Source organism: Pseudomonas sp. 50_B, assembly GCF_017491625.1.
Taxonomy (GTDB): domain Bacteria; phylum Pseudomonadota; class Gammaproteobacteria; order Pseudomonadales; family Pseudomonadaceae; genus Aquipseudomonas; species Aquipseudomonas danubii.
Genome location: NZ_JAFGYX010000038.1, coordinates 1 through 24,629, shown reverse-complemented (window position 1 = coordinate 24,629; position 24,629 = coordinate 1). Strand labels below are relative to the sequence as shown.

Below are 24,629 nucleotides of genomic sequence, written 5' to 3'. Positions count from 1 at the left end.
AGGCTGTCAGCCAGCGGCGGGCACCCGGCCCGCCGCCGCATCCAGGCTCATGACACAGCCTCCCCCTGGGGCAGCGCCAGCCCGTCACGCCACCAGGCCGCCAGATGCTGGACGTGGGGTGCCTTGAGCAGGCTGAAGTGGTTGCCCGGGCCCTGCCACAGCCCCAGCTCCGTCACCTGCCCACGCCAGCCCTGGACCATCGCCTCCTGCTCACGCAGGTTGCCGGCGGCGTCCAGGCGCGGATCGTACGCCAGCACTAGGCGCACCGGTCCCCGGTAAGGGCGTTGCGGCTGGTAGCGGGTGCGCAGGGCGCTGGCGAAGGTTCGCGCCGGCCCCTGCATCGCCCGAGGATCGGCACGCTGGGACAGCAGGCCGACCCGGACCATGCCGGCATGCAGCAGGTGCATCTGCATGGCGTCGTCCTCGGCGGCAAACAGCTGCGGATCGATGCCCAGGCTCTGGCCGCACGCCAGTTGCATGGACTCGATCAACCGCAACAGCGCGGCCGTGCTGGTGTAGGGCCGCCCCACCACGCCGTGGCCGTCCGGGGCCTCGCTGTCGATCAGGGTCAGGGACGCCACTTCGCGCCCCGCGGCCTGCAGGGCCCCGGCCATTTCGAAGGCAACCCAGCCGCCGAAGGAGTGACCGATCACGTGCAACGGCCCTTGGGGGTACTCCTGCTCGATGGCTTGCAGGTAGTAACGCGCCGCCGCCTCCACCCGGGTGTGGGGCACGCCCTGGCCATCCAGGCCCCGGGGCTGCAGGCCGAAGATCGGCCAATCCGGCCCCAGGGCTTCGGTCAGGCCGATAAAGCCGGTAACGCTGTCGCCGGCCCCCGGTACACAGAAGATCGGCGTCTGCCCGCAGCGCCCGCTCTGAATCCGCAGCAAGGGCTGGTGGGACGTTGCTCCGGTGCTGGCAGCGACCCCGGCCTGCTCGATGGCCTGGCTCATGGCCTGGCCCAGTTCATGGATGTGCGGCGCCTTCATCATGCTCAGGTGATCCCCGGGCACGCTGATGCAGTGCAGGCATGGCCCCGGCAGCACCTCGCCCCAGCCCAGGGTCGGGCTGCGCCGGGACAATGCGCTGGGCCGCTGGGCGGCGCAGAACAGGTGCACCGGCACACTGATCGGCTGCAGGCGGTAATGGGCCAGTGCATGGCCGTGAGCCACCTCACGGTCCAGGTAATGCCCCAGCGTCTCGGGCGCCGCGCTTGCCAGTTGCTCGAACAGCAGGCCCTGTTCCCGGCAGCGCTGCAGCAGCTCGGGGAAGTCCAGGCGGTCCAGGGCCTGGCGCAGCTGTTCGACGAGCGCCAGCGGTTGCACGCCCGCCGGGCCCTGGGCGCTCCAGTAGGCGCTGCACTGCAACAGCAGGTGCTGCTTGCGGGGATCGCTTGCGGACCAGCGCGCCTTGCCCTGGTCGGTCAGGCGCGGCACGTAGCTGTCGATCAAGCCGAGGAACGCCACCTGCTGATCCTGCCCCAGCAACTGCTGGGCGATCTCATAGGCCAGCACCCCACCGAAAGACCAGCCCGCCAGGCGATACGGCCCTTCGGGCTGGACCCGGCGCATGACCTCCAGCAAGCGGGTGGCCAGGCACTCCAGGGTGCGCAACTGCGGCTGGCCGAGGGCCACGCCCGGCAGGCCATAGATGGGGAAATCCCCTTCCAGGTGCTGCCCCAGCGCCGGGAAGTAGGCATCCAGGCCGGTGAACTCATGCACCAGGAACAGCGCCGGGCCAGTGCCGCTGCGCACCGTGACCCACTCGGGGGCCTGTGGCGGGGTCGCCGGGCGCGCCTCCAGCAAACGCGCCATGGCGGCCACGCTGGGGTGCTGGAACAACTGCGCCAGGCTCACGTCGAGCCCGGCCTGTTGCAGGCGGTTGACCAACTGGATCGCCAGCAGCGAATGCCCGCCGTGTTCGAAGAAATGCTCGTGGCGCCCCACTTGCTGCTGTTTCAGCACCTGCGCCCAATGGGCCGCCAGGGTCTGCTCCAGGGGCGTCTGCGCCGCTTCAAAACAGGCGGTGACCTGCGCCGCAGGAGTCGGTGCCGGCAGCGCGTTGCGGTCCAGCTTGCCGTTGTTGGTCAGGGGCAGTGCCGGCAGACGCACGTAAGCCTGAGGCACCATGTACTCCGGCAGTTGCGCCAGCAGGTGGTTGCGCAAGGCTTCGACGGCCGGCTCCGACGCCTGTGGCTGCAGGGTGTAGTAGGCCACCAGGCGCAAGTCCCCGGGCGCCTCCTCGCGCACCAGGACCACGCCATCGCGCAGTCCGGGGAAGCTCGCCAGCCGCACCTCGATTTCCCCCGGTTCGATACGAAAGCCACGGATCTTCACCTGCTGGTCGTTGCGCCCCAGGTACTCCAGCAGGCCGTTCTCCTGCCAGCGCCCCAGGTCGCCGGTGCGGTACATCAGGGGTTCGGAGCCAGGGTTGGCGGCCTCGCTGCAGAAGGGATCGGGGAGGAACTTCTCGGCGCTCAGTTCAGGCCGATTCAAGTAGCCCTTGGCCACGCCCTGGCCGCCGATGTAGATCTCCCCCACTACGCCGATGGGCAGCGGCTGACCCTGGGCATCGAGGATGTACACGCAGGTGTTGGACAGCGGCCGGCCGATGGGCACGCTGTCGGCGTCGGCCGCCAGTGCCTCGGGCTCATGGGTCACGGCAAAGGTGGTGGTTTCCGTCGGTCCGTAGCCATTGACCAGACGCAGGCCGGGCACCTCGGCCTGCATCCGCCGGAAGGCCACCGGGTCGGCCCGTTCACCGCCGCACAGGAGCATGCGCAGGCCACTGAACGCCTGGGGCATCAGTTGCACGTACTGGTTGAACAGGCTGGTGGTGAGAAACAGCAGCGTGGCTCCCGCGGCCTTCAGCAACTCGGCGAAGGCCTCGGGGTCCAGCAGCGTCTGCTGGTCCACCACCACGACCCGGCCGCCGTTGAGCAAGGGCCCCCAGACGTCCAGGGTGCTGGCGTCGAAGGCCGGGTTGGAGGCAAAGGCCACCCGGTCCCCGGGGTTGAAATCGGCGTAGCCGTTGTTGATCACCAACCGGGTGATGGCCCGGTGCGGCACCAGTACGCCCTTGGGCACGCCCGTGGAGCCGGAGGTGTACATGATGTAGGCCACCGCCTCGGAGGACTGGGCCAGGGCCGGGTTGTGCCCCGGCAGCCGGTCCAGGCGCAGGCGATCCAGGTCCACCCGCAGTAACTGCGCCCCCGGCAGCGCCCCCTCCAGGGCCTGCGCCGAGTGCGCCAGCAGCACCCTGGCGCCGCTGTCCTGGAGCATGAACACCTGGCGTTCGGCGGGGGCGTTGATGTCCAGCGGCACGTAGGCCGCGCCGCACTTGCTGGCCGCCAACTGCGCCAGCAAAAGATCCAGGGAGCGTGGCAACAGCAGCGCCACCCTGTCCCCGGGCTGCACCCCCAGCCCCAGCAAGTGATGGGCCAGCTGATTGGCCCGGGTATTGAGCCGGGCGTAGCTGAGCACTTGCTCGCCATGGACCGCCGCCACCTGCTGGGGACGGGCCTGCACCTGTTCCTCGAAACGCTGATCCAGGGTCTGCTGGCGTGGATAGTCGCGGGCGGTGGCGTTGAAGTTCACCAGCACCTGCTGGCGCTCGGCAGCCGGCAACACCGGCACTTGGCCGATGGCCAGATCGGGCGTCTGCTCCAGGGCCTGCAACAGGTTGTCCAGGGCCTCGTGCAGGTAGTGGCAAATGCGCTGGGCATCGATGCCCGCCACCACGGCGGTGAGCATGAAGCCATCCCCCAGGTCGTCGATGCTCAGGGTCAGGGGGTAGTTGCTGCGCTCCTGGGCATTGAGCAACTGCATGCCCTCCCAGGCAGCGTTGGCTTGCCCAGGCAGCCCGGTCGACGGCGCGCTGTGGCGGTAGTTGAGCAGGCTGCTGAACAGCGGCGTACCCGCCTCCACCGCGCTGCAACGCTGCACCAGGGCCAGGGGCGCCTGTTCATGGCCCAGCAGTTGCGCCAGGCGTTCATGGGTGGCCAGCAGTGCATGGCGCACCGGCAGGTCCCCCAGGTCCACCCGCAGCGGCAAGGTGTTGATGAACACCCCCAGGGCCCGTTCGGCACCCTCGCCGCCCTGCATCCGTCCCAGCAGCACGGTGCCGAACACCACCTGCTGCTGGTTGGCCAGGCAGCCCAGGACCCGGCCCCAGGCCAGGTGCATCAGGCTCGCAGCGCTGACCCCCAGCTGCCGCGCCTGCAAGCGCAGGCGCCGGCTCAGCAGGCGGTCCAAGGGTTGGCGTGCCTCGTTGAGCGGCGCGCTGGCGCCCTGCACGTCCTGCAAGCCCAGGGGCAGGGTCGGTTGCCGGATATCGCCGAGCATCTCGCGGAAGAAGGCTTCATGTTCGGCCTCACCGATGCCCAGTCGGGCCTGGGCCACGTAGTTGCGATAGGGCACGGGGTCACCCAGCCGTTGCTGCTGGCCAAGGAGGAAGGCCTGCAGTTCATGCTGCAGCACTTCCAGGGCCACGTGGTCCATCACCAGGTGATGGAACAGCAACAGCGCCACCAGTCGCTGGTTGACCGGGTCCCGGGCGTAGACCAGGCGCAACAGCGGCGCCCGGGCAATGTCCAGGCGATAGCGCGTACTGTCGAAGCGCGCCTGCAACTGGCCGAGGATGTCGCCCTGGCCCGGGTCAAGGACGATTTCCTCGGCCTCCAGGGGCGCCTGGCGCCAGACCACTTGCAGCGGCTCGTCCAGCCCTTCCCAGAGCACCGCGCTGCGCAGGATGTCGTTGCGTTCGATCACCCCCTGCAAGGCTCGGACGAAGGTCTGCAAGCGCTGGGCCGTGTCGAAGGCAAACTGCGCCTGCAACACATAGGGATCGCCCCGGCCGGCGGCCAGATGGTGAAACAGGATGCCGGCCTGCAACGGCGCCAGGGGGTAGATGTCCTGGACGTTGGCGGTGCCGCCCGGCACCGTGGCCACCACCCGGTCAATGGCCGCCTGATCCAGCGTCAGCAACGGCAGCAGCTCGGGGGTGATGCGCGGGCAGTCGCGGTAGATCAGGTTGTCCGGCACCTGCACTTCACGGCCACGCCCCACGGCGGCGGCCAGGGCCGCCAGGGTCGGCTGGCCGAACAGCACCCGCACATCCGCCGAGAGCCCGGCCCGACGCATGCGGCCGATCAGGCTCACCGCCAGCAACGAATGCCCGCCCAGTTCGAAGAAGTGATCCTGGCGCCCCACCCGCTCGACATTGAGCAGCTCGGCCCAGAGCCCGGCCAGAAGAATTTCCACCTCGCCTACCGGCGCCTCGTACTCGCGCACGCTGGCTGCCGCCAGCCCCGGGGCCGGCAGCTCCTTGCGCGCCAACTTGCCGTTGGGGCTCAAGGGCAGCGCTTCCAGGTGCACGAACAAGGCCGGCACCATGTAATCCGGCAGGTGTTCCAGCAACGCCTGGCGCAGCTGTTCCACCGCCAGGGCCGGACGCCCGGCGGCGCAGGTGTAGTAGGCCACCAGACGCAGGTCCCCGGGCACGTCTTCCCGGGCCAGGACCACCGCTTCCTTGACCCCGTCCAGCTGGGTCAGGCGGGCCTGGATTTCCCCCAGTTCGATGCGCAGGCCACGGATCTTCACCTGATCGTCGTTGCGCCCCAGGTACTCGATAGCGCCGTCGGCCCGATAGCGACCCAGGTCGCCGGTGCGGTAAATGCGCGCGCCGGGGGCCTCGCTGAACGGGTCCTTGAGGAATCGCTCGGCGGTCAGCTCATCTCGATTGAGGTATCCCCGGGCCACCTGCACCCCGCCGATGTACAACTCGCCCACCACTCCCCGAGGCACCGGTTGCATGTGCCCGTCCAGCAGGTAGATGCGGGTGTTGGCAATGGGCTTGCCGATGGGGGTGTTGTCCGGGGTCTCGGCCAACGGTCCGGCGCAATCCCAGGCGGTGACGTCCACCGCCGCTTCGGTGGGGCCATAGAGGTTGTACAGCCCGACCTGGGGCAACTGCTGCTTGAAGCGCCGTACCAGGCTGCCCGGCAGGGCCTCGCCGCTGCACATCACCTGACGCAGGCCGCTGCAATCCCGGGTATCGCCATAGGCCAGGAACGCATCCAGCATCGACGGCACGAAGTGCAGGGTGCTGATGCCCTCATCGCGGATCACCTGACGCAGGTAGGCCGGGTCCTTGTGCCCTTCGGGGCGGGCCATTACCAGCCGTGCACCAGTGAACAGCGGCCAGAAGAACTCCCAGACCGAAACGTCGAAGCTGAAGGGGGTCTTCTGCAGCACCGCGTCATCGGCGCTCAGAGCATATTGTTCCTGCATCCACAGCAGGCGGTTGACCACCGCCCGGTGCTCGTTCATCGCGCCCTTGGGCTGGCCGGTGGAACCGGAGGTGTAGATCACATAGGCCAGGTGCCCGGGGGTCAGCCCGTTGACCCGGGGATTGACCCGGGGCTGGCGCGCCCAGAGTGGCTGGTCCAGGTCCACCCGGGGCACGGTCGGGCTGCCCGGCAGTGCCCGGGTGGCACCCTGCACCAGCAGCGCCTGGGGCGCGCTGTCCTCAAGCATGTAGGCGATGCGTTCTGCGGGGTACGCCGGGTCGATGGGCACGTAGGCGCCGCCGGCCTTGAGGATCGCCAGCAGGCCGATGACCATTTCCAGCCCGCGCTCGACACAGATCGCCACCCGACTGTCCGGCCCCACCCCCAGTTGCAGCAGGTGCCCGGCCAACTGGTTGGCCCGCTGGTTGAGCTGGAGATAGCTCAGGCGCTGCTCACCGGCCTGCACCGCCAGTGCCTCGGGGGTGCGCAGTACCTGGGCCTCGAACAAGCCGTGCAGGGTCTGTTCCAGGGGGTAGTCGCGGGCGGTGGCGTTGACACCGTGCAGCAGTTGCCGACGTTCGGCGGCGTCCAGCAGCGGCACCTGCTCCAGCAGCATCTGATCGTCCGCCACCATGGCCTGCAACACCCGCTTCAGGTAACCGACATACCGCCTCATGGTCGACCCATCGAACAGCGCCGTGGCGTACTCCAGGCTGCCTTCGATCCGGTCCTGCACCTCCCCCAGGCTCAGGGACAGGTCGAACTTGGCGAAGTGGCTGGCCTCGTGAATGGCTTCCAGGCGCAGGTCCCCCAGCACCAGTTGCGGCCCGTCGCCGTTCTGCCAGGTCAGCAGGGTCTGGAACAGCGGGCTGTGGGACAGGCTGCGCACCGGACGCAGGATTTCCACCACCTGTTCGAACGGCAGGTGCTGATGGGCCTGGGCCTCCAGGGTCCGGACCTTGACCTGGGCCAGCAAGGCCTCCACCCGTGGCGCGGCGCCCAGGTCCAGGCGCAGGGCCAGGGTGTTGACGAACAGGCCGATCAGCCCTTCGACTTCGGCGCGCATGCGGTTGGCCACCGGAGTGCCGATCACCACGTCGGCCTGCCCGGACAGCCGCCCCAGCAGCAGCCCCCAGGCCGCCATTAGGGTCATGTACAAGGTGGTGCCATGGCGCTGGCTCAAGGCTCGCAGCCCGGCCGTCAGGGCAGCATCGAGGCGGACTTCGACGCTGCTGCCGGCGTAGTCCTGGCGGGCCGGCCGTGGTCGGTCGCCGGGCAGCATCAGCAAGGGCGGCGCGCCCTCCAGGGCCTGGCGCCAGTACTGCGCCTGCTGCTCCAGCACCGCGCCGCTGAGCCAGCGCCGCTGCCAGTGGGCGAAGTCGCTGTACTGCACCGCCAAGGGCGGCAGCGGATCGGGCAGGCCGCGGCTGAAGGCGGCGTACAGCGCCACCAGTTCCCGGGTCAGCACCCCCATGGACCAGCCATCGCTGACGATATGGTGCAGGGTCAGCAGCAACACGTGATGATCATCCGCCAGGCTGATCAGGCGCCCACGGATCAGCGGCCCGCGCTGCAGGTCGAAGGGCGCCGAGGCTTCTCCTTGCACCAGGGCCTGCAAGGCTTTGTCGGCCTGAGGATGACCCCGCAGGTTTTCCAGCAGCAGGCCCAGGCCCGCCTCCACGGGCGCGATCAGCACCTCGGCTTCATCAGCGTACTGGGCAAAGCGGCTGCGCAGGGTTTCATGGCGCGCGACGATACGCTCCAGGGCCCGTTGCAGGGCATCGCCATCCAACTGCCCGCGCAAGCGCAGGCCAATGGGAATGTTGTAGGCGGTGTTGGCCCCCTCCATCTGCGCCAGGAACCACAGGCGCTGCTGGGCGAAGGACAAGGGCAACGGCTGATTGCGCGGCGCCGGCAGCAGGTCCGGCAGGCTGCTGCGCTCGGCCTGTTCCAGGGCCTGGGCCACGGCGCTGAGCCGGGCATTGGCGAACAGCTCGGCCAGGGCCAGCTCCACCCCCAGGCGCTGGCGCACCTGGGACAGCATGCGCATGGCCAGCAGCGAATGCCCGCCCAGTTCGAAGAAGTGGTCGTGGCGTCCCACCTGCTGCACCTGCAGCAGCTCGCTCCAGATCTCGGCCAGGGCGATCTCGCTGGCGCCCTGGGGAGCCACGTAGTCCTGGGTCAGCAGCGCATCAAGCTCGGGCCGGGGCAGCGCCCGCCGATCCAGCTTGCCGTTGGCGGTCAACGGCAGCGCCTCCAGGCCCACGTAGGCCGCCGGCACCATGTACTCGGGCAAGAGCCCGAGCAATTGGCTGCGCAACGCCGCCGGGGTCACTGCCACGGCGCCGGTCGCGGTGAAATAGGCCACCAGGCGGATCTGTCCCGGTCGATCCTCCCGGGCCAGCACCAGCGCTTCCTTGATCCCGGGCAGCCGCTTGAGGCAGCTCTCGATCTCCCCCAGTTCGATGCGCACGCCACGGATCTTCACCTGGTCATCGTTGCGGCCCAGGTACTCGATGCGCCCGTCCGCCCGCCAGCGAGCCAGATCGCCGCTGCGGTACATGCGTGCCCCGGGCTGGTCGCTGAAGGGATCGTCGAGGAAACGCTCGGCCGTCAGTGCGTGGCGATTGAAGTAGCCCCGGGCCACCCCGGCGCCGCCCACATAGAGTTCACCGGCCACGCCGATGGGCACCGGCCGCTGCAACTCATCGAGCAGATAGACCCGCGCGTTGGCGATGGGTCGGCCGATGTCCAGGGGCCCGCCGGCTTCCATCAGCCCGGAAGTCGCCACCACCGTGGCTTCGGTGGGGCCGTAGTTGTTGATCACGGCAAAACTCTGCGGCTGGCTGAACTGCCGCAGGCGGTCGCCACCGATCAGCAGGGTGCGCAGCGTCGGATGCCCGAGCGACTGGCTGAAGGCGTATTCCGCCACGGGCGTGGGCAGGAAGCTCAGGTCCAGAGGCTGGGCGCGCCACCACTGCAGCAGTTGGTCGAGGTCCTGGTGGCCGATGCTGGCCGGCGGCAGGTGCAGGGTGGCGCCTGCGCACAGGGTCGGCCAGAACTCCCAGGCCATGGCATCGAAGCTCAGGCCGGCGACACAGGAAGCATGGCGCCCCGGCCCCAGGTCGAACGCCTGGCAGTGCCAGTCCACCAGGTTCTCCAGGGTGGCGTGTGCCACCATCACCCCCTTGGGCAATCCGCTGGAACCGGAGGTGTAGATCACATAGGCCAGATGCTCGCTGCACAGCCCGGGCACCTGGGGGTTGGCCAAGGACTGCTGCTGCCAGTCCGGCTGCAGCAGATCGATCACCGCAACCGGCGGATCGCCCACCAGGGCGCGGGTTGCCCCCTGCACCAGCACGGCCAGCGGTGCGCTGTCCTGCAACAGGTAGGCGATACGCTCCGGCGGATGGCTCGGATCGATGGGCACATAGGCGCCACCGGCCTTGACGATTGCCAGCAGACCGACGGCCAGCTCCAGGCCTCGCGGTGCACAGATCGCCACCCGGCTATCCGGGCCCACCCCCAGCCCGCGCAGATGGTGGGCCAGTTGATTGGCCCGGGTATTCAACTGCTGGTAGCTCAGGCTCTGCTCACCGGCCTGCAGCGCCGTGGCATCGGCTTGCTGCCTGGCATGTACCTCCAAGCGCTGGTGCAGGGTCATGCCCTTGGGGTAGTCCTGCGTACTGGCGTTGAAGGCCTCCAGCAGTTGTCGACGCTCGCCCTCCTCCAGCAGTTGCACCTGGGCCAGCCGTTGCTGATCGTCTGCCACCATGGCCTGCAGTACCTGCACCAGATAGCCGACGTAACGCTGCACGGTCGCTGCATCGAACAAGGCGCTGGCGTAGTCCAGGGCGCCACGGATCTGCCCCTGGCTTTCTCCCAGGCTCAGGGTCAGGTCGAACTTGGCCACCTGAGTGGCCCCGGCCACGCCTTCGAGCGTCAGCTCATCGAGCACCAGGTCCTGGGTGAAATCGTCGAGCCAGGTCAGCACCACCTGGAACAGCGGGCTGTGGGACAGGCTGCGCTGGGGCCGGACGATCTCCACCACCTGCTCGAAGGGCAGGTCCTGGTGGGCCTGGGCGGCGAAGCTGCGGGCGCGGACCTGGGCCAGCAAGGCGGCAACGCTCTGCTCGGCGTCCAGGTCCAGGCGCAGGGCCAGGGTGTTGACGAACAGGCCGATCAGCCCTTCCACCTCGGCGCGCATGCGGTTGGCCACCGGAATGCCGATCAGCAGATCGGTCTGTCCCGAGAGGCGCCCCAACAGCAAGCCCCAGGCCGCCAGCAGGGTCGTGTACAGGGTGCAGCCATGGCGCTGGCTGAGGCGCTTGAGCTGGGCGCTCAGCGGCCCATCGAGGAGGATCTCGACGCTGCCACCGCTGAAGTCCTGGTGCGGCGGCCGTGGCCGGTCGTAGGGCAGCGTCAGCAAGGTCGGGGCATCGGCCAGGGTCTGGCGCCAGTAGTCGCCCTGCTGCTGCAGCACCTCGCCACTGAGCCAGCGGCGCTGCCACAGGGCAAAGTCGCTGTACTGCACCGCCAACGGCGGCAGCGGGTCCGGGCGGCCCTGGCTGAAGGCTTGGTACAGGGCCACCAGTTCCCGGGTCAGCACCCCCATGGACCAGCCGTCGGCGACGATGTGGTGCAGGGTCAGCAGCAGCACATGATGATCGTCCGCCAGGGCCAGCAAGCGCCCGCGGATCACTGGCCCGCGTTCCAGGTCGAAGGCCTGGGCCGCCTCGGCCCGTACCCGTTCGGCCAGGTTCCGGGGCGCGTCCCGCAGGTCTTCGAAGCCCAGTTCCAGGGCCTCTTCGATGGCACCGATCAGCACCTGAGGTTGGTCTTCCCCCAGGACAAAGCGGCTGCGCAAGGTGGCGTGCCGAGCGACGATGGCCTGCAGCGCCTGTTGCAGCGCCGGGCGATCCAGGCGCCCGCGCAGGCCCAGGCCGATGGGAATGTTGTAGGCACTGCCGGCGCCGTCCATCTGCGCCAGGAACCACAGGCGTTGCTGGGCAAAGGACAGTGGCAGGTCATGGTCCTGGGACGCCGGGAAGATCTCCGGCAACTGACTGCGTCCGGCCCGGTCGAGCACCGCCGCCACCGCGCAGAGTTCGGCATTGGCGAACAGCTCGCCCAGGGCCAGCTCCACCCCCAGGCGCTGACGCACCTGGGACACCATGCGCATGGCCAGCAGGGAGTGGCCGCCCAGTTCGAAAAAGTGGTCGTGGCGCCCGACTCGCGGCAAGTGCAGCACTTCTTGCCAGATATCCGCCAGGGTGGTTTCGGTGGGTCCCCGGGGGGCCTGGTACTCGCGGCTGATCAAGGCCGCCTGATCCGGCGCCGGCAGCGCCATGCGGTCCAGCTTGCCGTTGGCGGTCAGGGGCAAGGCATCGAGCTGCACATAGGCCACCGGCACCATGGAGTCCGGCAGTTGCGCCAGCAAGTGGGCCCGCAGGTCCGCCACCGACAGCGCAGCAGCCCCCTCGTGCGCAGTGAAGTAGGCCACCAGCCGCGGGTTGCCCGGCTGGTCTTCGCGGACCAGCACCACCGCTTCCTTGATCCCGGGGAACGGGTTGAGGCGGCTCTCGATTTCCCCCAGTTCGATGCGCACGCCACGGATTTTCACCTGGTCGTCATTGCGCCCCAGGTACTCGATACGCCCGTCCGCCAACCAGCGGGCCAGGTCACCGCTGCGGTACATGCGCGCCCCGGGCCGGTCGCTGAAGGGATCGTCGAGGAAACGCTCGGCCGTCAGCACATCGCGATTGAGGTAACCCCGGGCCACCCCGGCGCCGCCCACATAGAGTTCGCCGGCCACGCCGATGGGCACCGGCCGCTGCAACTCATCGAGCAGGTAGATCCGCGCGTTGGCGATGGGCCGGCCGATGTCCAGGGAGCCGCCCGCCGCTATCGGGCCGGACGTTGCCACCACCGTGGCTTCGGTGGGGCCGTAGTTGTTGATCAGGGCGAAGGGCTGCGGATGGCTGAACTGGCGCAGGCGGTCGCCGCCGATCAACAGGGTGCGCAGGGTCGGATGTTGCAGTTCCTGGCTGAAGGCGTACTCGGCCACCGGGGTCGGCAGGAAGCTCACGTCCAGGGGCTGGGCACGCCACCAGGCGAGCAAGGCATCCACGTCCTCGCTACCCTCTTGGGCCGGTGCCAGGTGCAGGGTGGCGCCGACGCACAAGGCCGGCCAGACCTCCCAGGCCATGGCGTCGAAGCCGAACCCGGCAAGGCTCGACGTGTGGCTGCCGGCGTGCAGGTCGAAGGCCTGGCAGTGCCAGTCCACCAGGTTGCACAGGGTCTGGTGTTCCACCATCACCCCCTTGGGCAGGCCGGTGGAGCCGGAGGTGTAGATCACATAGGCCAGATGGGCCGGGGTCAGCCCCGTCAGGTCAAGGTTGTCCTGGGCCGGGTCCTGCCAGAGACCTTGATCGAGCTCGATCACCGGCACCGCCACAGGCGGCAGGCGCCCCAGCAGATCGGCCTGGGTCAGCACTGCCCGCGGGCCGCTGTCCTGGAACAGGTAGCCCAGGCGCTCGGCGGGATGGGCCGGATCGATCGGCACATAGCAGGCCCCGGACTTGAGGATGGCCAGCAAGCCCACCAGGGTCTCCAGGCCGCGCCGGGCGACGATGGCCACGCGGTCGTCGGGCTGCACGCCCAGCTCGCGCAATTGCCGGGCCAGCCCATTGGCCTGTCGGTTGAGCTGGACGTAACTCAGGGCCCGGCCCTGGTACCAGGCGGCCACCGCTTCAGGGGTACGGGCCGCCTGGGCCTGGATGCGCTCATGGATGGTCTGGCCCCGGGGGTAATCCACGGCGCTGTGGTTGAAGCCTTCGAGCAACTGCTGGCGCAGGTCCCGGGACAGGATCGGCAGTTGTGCCAGGGCCAGCCCGGGCGTCTGTTCCAGGGCCTGGGCCAGGTGTTCCAGGGTGCACAGCAGGTAGTCGAGGATCGGTCGCGGATCGACCTGGGTGCTGGCCAGCAAGGTCAGGCCGAAGCCCGCGCCGAGGTCGTCGACACTCAGGGTCAGGGGGTAGTTGGTGCGCTCCTCGGAGTGCAGGGTGCTGATCCCGGCCCAGGCGGCCTGGGCCTCGGTACTGACGGCGGCGCCGCTGTGGCGGTAGTTGAGCAAGGCACTGAACAGCGGGGTCGGCGCGCTCACGCCGCTGCAGCGCTGGGCCAGGGCCAGGGCCGCGTGTTCATGGCGCAGCAAGGTGGTCAGGCGCGCATGGGTGGCCTTGAGGGCCTCATCCAGGGGGCGTTCGTCCACATCCAGGCGAAACGGCAAGGTGTTGATGAAGATCCCCAGGGCCCGGTCGGTGGCCTCGGCCCCCTGCATGCGCCCCATCAGCACCGTGCCGAACACCACCTTGCGCTTGCCCGCCAGGGTCGCCAGCACCCGGCCCCAGGCCAGGTGGAACAGGCTCGCGGCGCTGACCCCGGCCTGCCGCGCCCGGGCCCGCAGGTGCTGGCTCAACGGCTCCGGCAGGATCAGGCTGGCTTCCTCGATGGCTCGCCCATCGCCCTGCACATCCTGCAGGCCGAACGCCAGGGTCGGTTCGTCGATATCGCCGAGCATCTGCCGGAAGAAGGCTTCGTGCTCCTCTTCACGGGTGCCCAGCCGGGCCTGGGCCACGTAGTTGCGAAACGCCAGGGCCGGCCCCAGGCGCTCGCCCTGGCCCATGAGCAACGCCTGCATTTCATGGCGCACCACATCCAGGGCGCTGTGATCCAGGGCCATGTGATGGAACAGCAGCATGGCGACAATGCGCTGCCCGGCGGCGTCCCAGGCATGCACCAGGCGCAGCATCGGCGCCTGGCTGATGTCCAGGCGAAAGTGGCGGGCGTCGAAACGGCCATGCAACTGGGCCATGACGTCGCCCGCGCCCGGGTCGGTATCGACCTCCTGGAGCACCAGCGCGGCTTCGCGCCAGACCACCTGCATCGGCTGCTCCAGGCCATCCCAGAGCACCGCGGTGCGCAGGATATCGTGGCGTGCAATGACCCCGCGCAAGGCCTCGGCAAAGGCCTCCAGGCGCTCGCGGCTGGCGAAGGCAAAATGCGCCTGCATGACATAGGGATCGCCCTGCACGGCACTGACATGGTGATAGAGAATCCCCTCCTGCAGCGGCGCCAGGGGGTAGATGTCCTGCACGTTGGCCACCCCGCCCGGCACCGTGGCGACAATGCGCTCGATGGCCTCCTGGCTGAGGTCGGCCAGGGGCAGCAGGTCCGGGGTGATGTGGCGGGTCGCCGGGGTGATGCCGTTGGCCGGCACCTGGACCTGCCCGGCCTTGGTGGCCGAGTATTTCCCGGCCTTGATCAGCTCGATCAGTTGCGGTTTGTACTCCCGCAGCCGGGCCAGCAGGGCCGGTTCGCTCAAGGCCTGCTTGTTGCCCTGGACCACCAGTTGCTCGCCCTTGAGCACCAGTTGCACGTCTTTTTCCTTCAGTGTCGCCAACAGTTCGGTCACGCTCACAGGACGATCTCCATTCGTTCGGTCATTGCCGCGTAGCCCGCCAGGGTCGGTTGTTCGAACAGCGTCCTGACATCAGCTTCCATGCCTTCTTCGCGCATCCGGCTGATCAGGCTCACGGCCAGCAGCGAATGCCCGCCCAGTTCAAAGAAATGATCCTGGCGCCCCACCCGCTCGACATTGAGCAACTCGGCCCAGAGCCGGGCCAGGGTGATCTCCGTGTCTCCGATGGGCGCCTCGTATTCGCGCACCAGGGCCGCGTCGCGCCCCGGAACCGGCAGGTCCTTGCGCGCCAGCTTGCCGTTGGGGCTCAAGGGCAGCGCCTCCAGGTGCACGAACAAGGCCGGCACCATGTAGTCCGGCAGGTGCTCGCGCAACTGCGCCCGCAGACGGTCGATGGGCAGTTGGCGGTGCGTTTCGTGGCAGGTGTAGTAGGCCACCAGACGCAGATCCCCGGGCACGTCTTCCCGGGCCAGGACCACCGCTTCCTTGACCCCGTCCAGCTGGGTCAGGCGAGCCTGGATTTCCCCCAGTTCGATGCGCAGGCCGCGGATCTTCACCTGATCGTCGTTGCGCCCCAGGTACTCGATAGCGCCGTCGGCCCGATAGCGACCCAGGTCGCCGGTGCGGTACAGGCGCGCCCCGGGGGCCTCGCTGAACGGGTCCTTGAGGAAGCGCTCGGCGGTCAGTTGTTCACGGTTGAGGTAACCCCGGGCCACCTGCACCCCGCCGATGTACAACTCGCCCACCACTCCCCGAGGCACCGGCTGCATCTGCCCGTCCAGCAGGTAGATGCGGGTGTTGGCGATGGGCTTGCCGATGGGGGTGTTGTCCGGGGTCTCGGCCAACGGCCCGGCGCAATCCCAGGCGGTGACGTCCACCGCCGCTTCGGTGGGACCGTAGAGGTTGTGCAGCCCGACCTGGGGCAGCTGCTGTTTGAAGCGCCGCACCAGGCTGCCTGGCAGGGCCTCACCGCTGCACATCACCTGGCGCAGGCCGAGGTCCTCCACGTCCTGACCATGGGCCAGGAACACATCAAGCATCGACGGCACGAAATGCAGGGTACTGATGCCTTCATCACGGATCACCTGGCGCAGGTAGGCCGGGTCCTTGTGCCCTTCCGGGCGGGCCATCACCAGCCGTGCACCGGTGAACAGCGGCCAGAAGAACTCCCAGACCGAAACGTCGAAGCTGAAGGGGGTCTTTTGCAGCACCGCGTCATCGGCGCTCAGAGCATATTGTTCCTGCATCCACAGCAGGCGGTTGACCACCGCCCGGTGCTCGTTCATCACGCCCTTGGGCTGGCCGGTGGAACCGGAGGTGTAGATCACATAGGCCAGATGGCTCGGGCTCAGTCCAGGGTGTTGCGGATTGGCCTGGGGCGCCTCGCTCCAGACCCAGCGGTCGAGTTCCACCAGAGGCACTTTCAGCTCGCACGGAAGGGGCCGGCCGCCAGCCTGCACCAGTACCGCCAGGGGCGCGCTGTCCTCAAGCATGTAGACGATGCGTTCTGCGGGGTACGTCGGGTCGATGGGCACATAGGCGCCGCCGGCCTTGAGGATCGCCAGCAGGCCGATGACCATTTCCAGGCCGCGCTCGACGCAGATCGCCACCCGGGTATCGGGCCTCACCCCCAGTTGCAGCAAGTGCCCGGCCAACTGGTTGGCCCGCTGGTTGAGCTGGCGATAGCTCAGGCGCTGCTCACCGGCCTGCACCGCCAATGCCTCGGGAGTGCGCACGACCTGGGCCTCGAACAAGCCGTGCAGGGTCTGCTCCAGCGGACAGTCCCGGGTCGTGGCATTGCAGGCGTGCAGCAACTGCCGGCGCTCCTCCGGCGGCAGGATCGGCACCTGGCGCAAGGGCCGCTGGGGCGCCTGTTCCAGGGTCTCCACCAGGGCCTGCAGGGCCTGCTCCATGTAGCCGCAGATGCGCTCGGCGCCAATCCGCGCCAGGGTCATGGCGGTCAGGCGGAAGCCCTGGCCCAGGTCATCGACGTTGAGGCTCAGGGGGTAGTTGGTGCGCTCTTCGCTGCGCAGGGTCTGGATGCCTTGCCAGGCCTGTTGCATGGCCGGGCTCGGCGCTGCGTCGCTGCCGTGGCGGTAGTTGAGCATGGCGCTGAACAGCGGCAGCGGCGCGGCCACGGCACTGCAACGCTGGGCCAGGGCCAGGGAGGCATGCTCATGCCCCAGCAAGGCGCTGAGCCGGGCATGGGTCGCCTTGACCGCCGCCCGGGTGCCGCTGTGGTCCAGGTCGACCCGCAACGGCAAGGTGTTGATGAACATGCCCAGGGCCCGGTCGGCCCCCAGTCCGCCTTGCAGGCGTCCCAGCAGCACGGTGCCGAACACCACCCGCTCCTGGCCCGAGGTGACGCTCAGGACCCGGGCCCAGGCCAGGTGGAACAGGCTCGCGGCACTGACTCCCAGCAACCGCGCCTGGGCCCGCAGGCGCGCGCTCAGGTCGGCGTCCAGCACCCGCTGCAACTCTTCAATGGCCTCACCGTCGCCCTGCACGTTCTGCAGGCCGAACGGCAGGGTCGGTTCGTCGATGTCCCCGAGCATCTCGCGGAAGAACGCCTCATGCTCCTCGCGACTGCCCCCCAGGCGGGCCTGGGCCACATAGTTGCGATAGGGAATCGCCGTGCCGGCAGGCTCCTGCCCCAACAGGCAGGCCTGGATTTCCTCGCGGACCACCTCCAGGGCGGTGTGGTCCAAAACGATGTGATGGAACAGCAGGATCGCCACCGTGCGTTGCCGGACCGGGTCCAGGGCATGGACCAGGCGCATCAACGGCGCCTGGGTCAGCTCCAGGCGCCAATGCCGGGCATCGAAGCGAGCCTGCAACTGCTCAAGGATGTCGCCCTCGGCCGGGTCGAGGATGACCTCCTCCACCGCCACCCGGGCCCGGCGCCAGACCACCTGCAGCGGCTGTTTCAGGCCCTCCCAGAGCACCGCGGTGCGCAGGATGTCGTGGCGCTCGCCCACGCGCTGCAAGGCCTGGGTGAAGTCTTCCAGGCGCTGCCGGTCGGCGAAGGCCAGATGGGATTGCAGCAGATAAGGATCACCCTGGCGGGCGCTCAGGTGGTGATAGAGGATGCCCTCCTGCAATGGCGCCAGGGGGTAGATGTCCTGCACGTTGGCCACCCCGCCCGGCACCGTGGCGACGATGCGTTCGATGGCGTCCTGGTCCAGTTCGATCAGCGGCAACAGCTCGGGGGTGATGCGCTGGCAATCGGCGCCGATCCGGTTGGCCGGCACCTGCACCTCGCGGCCGCTGCCCACCGCAGCGGCAAGGGCCGCCAGGGTCGGCTGGTTGAACAGCACTCGCACATCGGCGCCAAGGCCGATCTGGCGCATGCGCTCGATCAGGCTCACTGCCAACAGCGAGTGCCCGCCCAGCTCGAAGAAGTGATCGTGGCGTCCCACCTGCTGCACCTGCAGCAGCTCGCTCCAGATCTGCGCCAGGGCGTTTTCCACCTCGCCCTGTGGCGCTTCGAATTCGCGGCTCAGCCAGGCGTCCTGATCCGGTTGTGGCAACGCTTTGCGATCGAGCTTGCCGTTGGCGGTCAGGGGCAGCGCCAGCAAGCGCACATAGGCCACCGGCAGCATGTAGTCCGGCAGCCGGCCTTGCAGATGGTCGCGCAAATCCTGGAGATCCAGCTCCTGGTTGGAAACCTCGGCATGCTCGGTGAAGTACGCCAGCAAACGCCCTTCGCGCACCAGCACCAGGGCTTCCTTGAGGGCCGGATGGCTCAGCAGCGCCGCCTCGATTTCGCCCGGCTCGATGCGCATGCCACGGACCTTGACCTGATCGTCGTTGCGCCCCAGGTAGTCGAGGCTGCCATCGGCACGCCAGCGGGCCAGGTCGCCCGTGCGATACAGGCGCGCCTGGGGCTCGGCGCAGAACGGGTCGTCGAGGAAACGCTCGGCCGTCAGCGCGTCGCGATTGAGGTAACCCCGGGCCACCCCGGCGCCACCGACGTAGAGCTCACCGATTACCCCCAGGGGCACCGGGCGCAGCCGTTCGTCCAGCAGGTAGATCCGCGCGTTGGCCATGGGCCGGCCGATGTGCAGGGAGCCGCCCACTGATATTGGGCCGGACGTGGCCACCACCGTGGCTTCGGTGGGCCCGTAGTTGTTGATCACGGCAAACCCCGGATCGGCCGGGAACTGGCGCAGGCGGTCGCCGCCGATCAGCAAGGTGCTCAGGGTCGGGTGACCCTGGCCCTGGCTGAAGGCGTACTCGGCCACCGGGGTCGGCAGGAAGCTGATATCCAGGGGCTGGGCCCGCCACCAGCCGAGCAAGGCGTCAAGGTCCTGGCTGCCGACCTCGGCCGGTGGCAGGTGCAAGGTGGCGCCGCTGCACAGGGTCGGCCAGACCTCCCAGGCCATGGCGTCAAAACCCAGGCCGGCGACGCTGGAACTGTGGCGCCCCGGCCCCAGGTCGAAGGTCGCGCAGTGCCAGTGCACCAGGTTCTCCAGGCTCTGGTGCTCCACCATCACGCCCTTGGGCTGGCCGGTAGAACCGGAGGTGTAGATCACATAGGCCAGGTGCGCCGGGGTCAGCCCCGGCACCTGGGGATTGTCCAGGGGCGCCTGCTGCCAGATGCAGCCGTCCAGGTCGATCCGCACCAGGCCTGGCGTGCCCGGCAGCTCGCGGGTTGCGCCCTGCACCAGCACCGCCAGGGGCGCGCTGTCCTGCAGCAGGTAGGCGATGCGCTCCGGCGGATGGCTCGGGTCGATGGGCACATAGCTGGCTCCGGCCTTGAGAATCGCCAGCATGGCCGTCAGCAGTTGCGGGCCCCGTGGCAGGCACAGCGCCACGCGCTCGTCGGGGCCGGCCCCCAGCTCCAGCAGTTGCCGGGCCAGTTGATTGGCCCGCTGATTCAGTTGCCGGTAGCTCAGGCGCAATGGCCCTTGCACCAGGGCCACGGCCTCGGGCGCGGCCTGCACCCGGGCCTCGAACAGGCCGTGCAGGGTCTGTCCACGGGGATAGTCGGCGACGCTGGCGTTGAAGCCTTCCAGCAACTGCTGGCGCTCCGCCGTCGGCAATACCGAGAGCTGCCACAGGTCCAGGTCCGGGCTCCATTCCAGGGCATCGGTCAGTTGCTCCAGCACCTGGAGCATGTAGCCGGCCATGCGCTGTGTGCCAATCGCCGGCAACGCCAGCAGCGACAGGCTGAAGCCCTGGCCCAGGTCGTCGACGCTCAGGCTCAGCGGATAGTTGCTGCGCTCCTCACCCCCCAGCAGCTCAATCCCCTGCCAGATATCCAGGCCAGCACCGCGTCCGGCGTCCGCCACGCTGTGCCGGTAGTTGAGCAAGGCACTGAACAGCGGCGAGCTGGCCGGCACCCCGCTGCAACGCTGGGCCAGGGCCAGGGACGCATGCTCATGAGCCAGCAGGGCGCTGAGCCGGGCATGGGTCGCACGGACCCCGGCCCGCACGCTGCCGGCGTCCACATCCACCCGCAGCGGCAAGGTATTGATAAACACCCCCAGGGCCCGGTCGGCGCCCTCGCCGCCCTGCATCCGCCCCATCAGCACGGTGCCGAACACCACCTGCCGACGATTGGACACCTGCCCCAGGACCAGGCCCCAGGCCAGGTGCATCAGCGCCGCGGCACTGACCCCCAACTGCCGCGCCTGCTCACGCAAGCGCAGGCTCAGGGCGTCGGGCACGGGCACCCGGGCCTCTTCGAGATCCCGGCCATCGCCCTGCACATCCTCCACGGCAAAGGCCAGGGTCGGCTCGTCGATATCACCGAGCATCTGCCGGAAGAACCCCTCGTGTTCCGCCTGACCGGCCCCCAGCCGAGCCTGGGCCACGTAGTTGCGATAAGGCTTCGGGGTGCCCAGGCGCTCGTGGTGGTTGAACAGCAGCGCGTGCATTTCCTCGCCGATCACCTCCATGGCGGTGTGATCCAGGGCCAGGTGGTGGAACAGCAGGATCGCCAGCACCCGCGACTGCCCCGGGACCCGGGCATAGACCAGGCGGATCAGCGGCGCGCGGTTCAGGTCCAGGCGCCAGTGGCGGGCGTCGAAACGTTGCTGCAGTTGTTCGAGCAGATCGCCGTCGGCCGGGTCCAGGACCTGCTCCAGAACCTGCAGTTCGGCCTGCCGCCAGACCACCTGCAGCGGCTGCGGCAAGCCCTCCCAGAGCACTGCGGTGCGCAGGATGTCGTGACGCTGGATAACCTGTTGCATGGCCCCGGCAAAGCGCTGCAAACGCTCCAGGCTGTCGAAGGCCAGGCGCGATTGCAGCAGGTAGGGATCGCCCTGTTCGGCACTCAGGTGGTGATAGAGGATGCCCTCCTGCAGCGGCGCCAGGGGGTAGATGTCCTGCACATTGGCCACGCCTCCGGGGACGCTGGCCACCACCCGATCGATGGCCTGCTGGTCCAGTTCGATCAGCGGCAGCAGCTCTGGCGTGATGCGCTGGCAATCGGCGCCGATCAGATTGGCCGGCACCTGCACCTCGCGACCGCTGCCCACGGCGGCGGCCAGGGCCGCCAGGGTCGGCTGGCCAAACAGCACCCGCACATCGGCGCTGAGGCCGATCTGGCGCATGCGCTCGATCAGGCTCACCGCCAGCAGCGAGTGCCCGCCCAGCTCGAAGAAATGATCGTGACGCCCGACCCGCTCGACCTTGAGCAGTTCGCTCCAGATCCGTGCCAGGGCCATCTCCACCTCGCCCTCGGGAGCGACGAAGCCACGGCTGAGCAGGGCCGACTGATCCGGCGCCGGCAGGGCCTTGCGGTCCAGCTTGCCGTTGTTGGTCAGGGGCAACGCATCGAGGCGCACATAGGCCAGGGGCACCATGTAGTCCGGCAGTTGCTGTTGCAGCGCCTGGCGCAGGGATTCGGCGGACGGCTTCGGGGTGTCGGCCTGCACGCTGTAGTAGGCCACCAGGCGCTTGTCCCCGGGCTCATCCTCGCGGGCCAGGACCACGCCTTCCTTGACCCCGGGACAGCTCAGCAAGCGCGCTTCGATCTCGCCCGGTTCGATGCGCAGGCCGCGAATCTTCACCTGATCGTCGTTGCGCCCCAGGCATTCCAGCACCCCGTTGTCCAGCCAGCGGCCCAGGTCCCCGGTGCGGTACAGCAGCGCCTGCGGCTGGTCGCTGAAAGGGTCGCGGATGAACTTCTCGGCGCTCAGTTCGGGACGGTTGAGGTAACCCAGGGCCACGCCATCGCCACCGATGACGATCTCGCCCTGGGCCCCCAGGGGCACTGGCTGCTGGTGCTGATCCAGGACATACACCCGGGTATTGGAGATCGGCCGGCCGATGGCCACGTGCTCGGCGTCGACCGCCAATTGCCGGACCTCATGGGTGGTGGCGTAGGTGGTGGTTTCGGTGGGGCCATAGCAGTGCACCAGGCGCAGTTGCGGCGCGTGCGCCAAGAGCCGGCGGAAGGCCGCCGGGTCGGCACGCTCGCCGCCGCAGAGGAGAATCCGCAAGCCCTTGAGGGCCTCGGGAATCAGCTGCACATACTGGTTGAACAGCGCCGTGGTGACGAACAGCACCGTGGCCCCCAAGGTGCTCAGGGCCTGGCCGAAACCCAGCGGGTCCAAGAGGGTGTGGTGATCGATGACCAGCACCCGTCCGCCGTTGAGCAAGGCCCCCCAGACGTCCATGGTGCTGGCGTCGAAGGCCGGGTTGGAGGCGAAGACCACCCGATCCTCGGGATTGAAATCGGCGTAGCCGTTGTTGATCACCAAGCGGCTGATGGCCCGGTGCGGCACCCGTACCCCCTTGGGCGTGCCGGTGGAGCCTGAGGTGTACATGATGTACGCCACGCTCTCGGAGGACTGGGGCAGGTCCGGGTTGTGGGTGGGCAAGGCACTCAGCCGCAGGCGATCCAGGTCCACGCGCCGGGCCGGGCAATCCAGCACCTCGTCGCTGCGGGTCAGCAAGACCACGCTGCGGCTGTCGCTGACCATGAAGCCCTGGCGCTGGGCCGGGGCCTGGATATCCAGGGGCACATAGGCCGCGGCGCACTTGCTGATGGCCAACTGGCTCAGCAACAGGTCCAGGGAGCGTGGCAACAGAATCGCCAGGTGATCCCCGGGCTGTACCCCCAGCTCCAGCAGATGGTGGGCCAGCTGGTTGGCCCGGGTATTGAGTTCGGCGTAGCTGAGCAGCGCATCGCCCTCCACCGCCGCCACCCGCTGCGGATGGGCCTGGGCCTGGGCTTCGAACAGTTGGTGCAGGGTCTGTCGGCGCGGATAGTCACGGGCCGTGGCATTGAACTCCACCAGCAGCTGCCGGCGTTCGGCCGCGGGCAGCAGCGGGATCAGTTGCAGGGCCATGTCCGGCGTCTGCTCCAGGGCCTGGGCCAGGTGCTCCAGGACGCATTCCATGTAGCGGCAGACCCGCTCGCCATTGACCTGGGCCACCGCCTGCAGGGTCAGGCGCAAGCCCTCGCCGTCATCGTCGATGTTCAGCGCCAGCGGGTAGTTGCTGCGCTCTTCGGACGCCAGCACGCGAATGCCGTCCCAGGCCGCCGGCCCCTGGTCCCCAGCGGCTTGCTGGGGGCTGTGACGGTAGTTGAGCAGGCTGTTGAACAGCGGCTGCGCCGCCGGTACGCCGCTGCAACGCTGGGCCAGGGCCAGGGAGGCGTGCTCATGCCCCAGCAGTTGCGCCAGTTGCTGATGGGTACGGCGCAGGGCCTCTGCCACGCCCTGGGGGCCCAGGCCGATCCGCAGTGGCAAGGTATTGATGAACATGCCCAGGGCGCGGTCGGCCCCTGCCCCGCCGTGCATGCGGCCCAGCAGCACGGTGCCGAACACCACCTCGTCGCGGCCGGACAGCGGCCCCAGGACCCGGCTCCAGGCCAGGTGCATCAGGCTGGCGACACTGACGCCAAGGCTGCGCGCCTGCTGGCGCAAACGCCGGCACAGTGCCGGTTCCAGCCGCAGCTGCTGCTCGCGGATGCCGCTGCCGTCGCGATTGACGTCCTGCAGGCCGAACGCCAGGGTCGGCTCGTCGATGTCCCCCAGCATCTGGCGAAAGAACGCCTGATGTTCCGGTTCGCCAAGCCCCAGGCGCGCCTGGGCCACATAGTTGCGGTAAGGCACGGCAGGCGGCAGCTGCGCGCCGTGGCCTTGCAGCACGGCACTGATCTCTTGCACCAGCACCTCAAGGGAGCTGTGGTCCAGGGCCAGGTGATGCAGCAACAGGATGCCCAACCAGCGCTGCGGGTCAGCGTCCCGGGCACAGACCAGGCGCAGCAAAGGTGCCCGGCCCAGGTCGAGGCGATAGTGACGGGGGTCGAAACCGGCCTGCAGTTGCCCGAGGATCGTCCCCCGGGCGGGGTCCAGCTCCAGCACTTCCAGCTCCAGGGGAGCCTGGCGCCAGACCACTTGCACTGCCGCGTCGAGGCCTTGCCAGACCACACTGGTGCGCAAAATGTCGTGGCGCTGGATCACCTGCTGCAAGGCCAGGGTAAAGGTTTGCAAGACGTCGTCGCTGGCGAACTCGAACTGCACCTGGAGCACATAGGGGTCGCCCTCGGTGCTGCTCAGGTGGTGATACAGGATGCCCGCCTGCAGGGGGGCCAGGGCATAGATGTCCTGAACGTTGGCCGCGCCACCGGGCACCTGGGCCAGCACCCGGTCGATGGCCGCTTGATCGAGGTCCGCCAGGGGCAGCAGCTCTGGCGTGATGCGCCGGCAATCGGCAGCGATCCGGTTGGCCGGCACCTGCACCTCGCGCTGCCCACCCACGGCGGCCGCCAGGGCGGCCAGGGTCGGCTGGCCGAACAGCACCCGCACATCGGCGCACAGATCCACCTGGCGCATGCGCTCCATCAGTTTGACCGCCAGCAGCGAATGGCCGCCCAGCTCGAAGAAATGGTCCTGGCGC

Annotated in this window: 2 protein-coding genes; both read right to left on the bottom strand. The window is 68.8% G+C overall.

Going from position 1 to position 24,629, the window contains the following annotated elements; genetic code table 11:
• Positions 1-47 precede the first annotated feature (47 nt).
• Positions 48-14,771 carry a non-ribosomal peptide synthetase gene (locus tag J5M73_RS29870; protein ID WP_207816811.1) on the bottom strand — a complete coding sequence of 4,908 codons (14,724 nt, stop codon included), beginning with the start codon at positions 14,769-14,771 and terminating at the stop codon, positions 48-50.
• The coding region (locus tag J5M73_RS29865; protein WP_207816810.1) for a non-ribosomal peptide synthetase at positions 14,768-24,629 on the bottom strand (9,862 nt) is incomplete at its 5' end. The genes J5M73_RS29865 and J5M73_RS29870, both read right to left, overlap by 4 nt.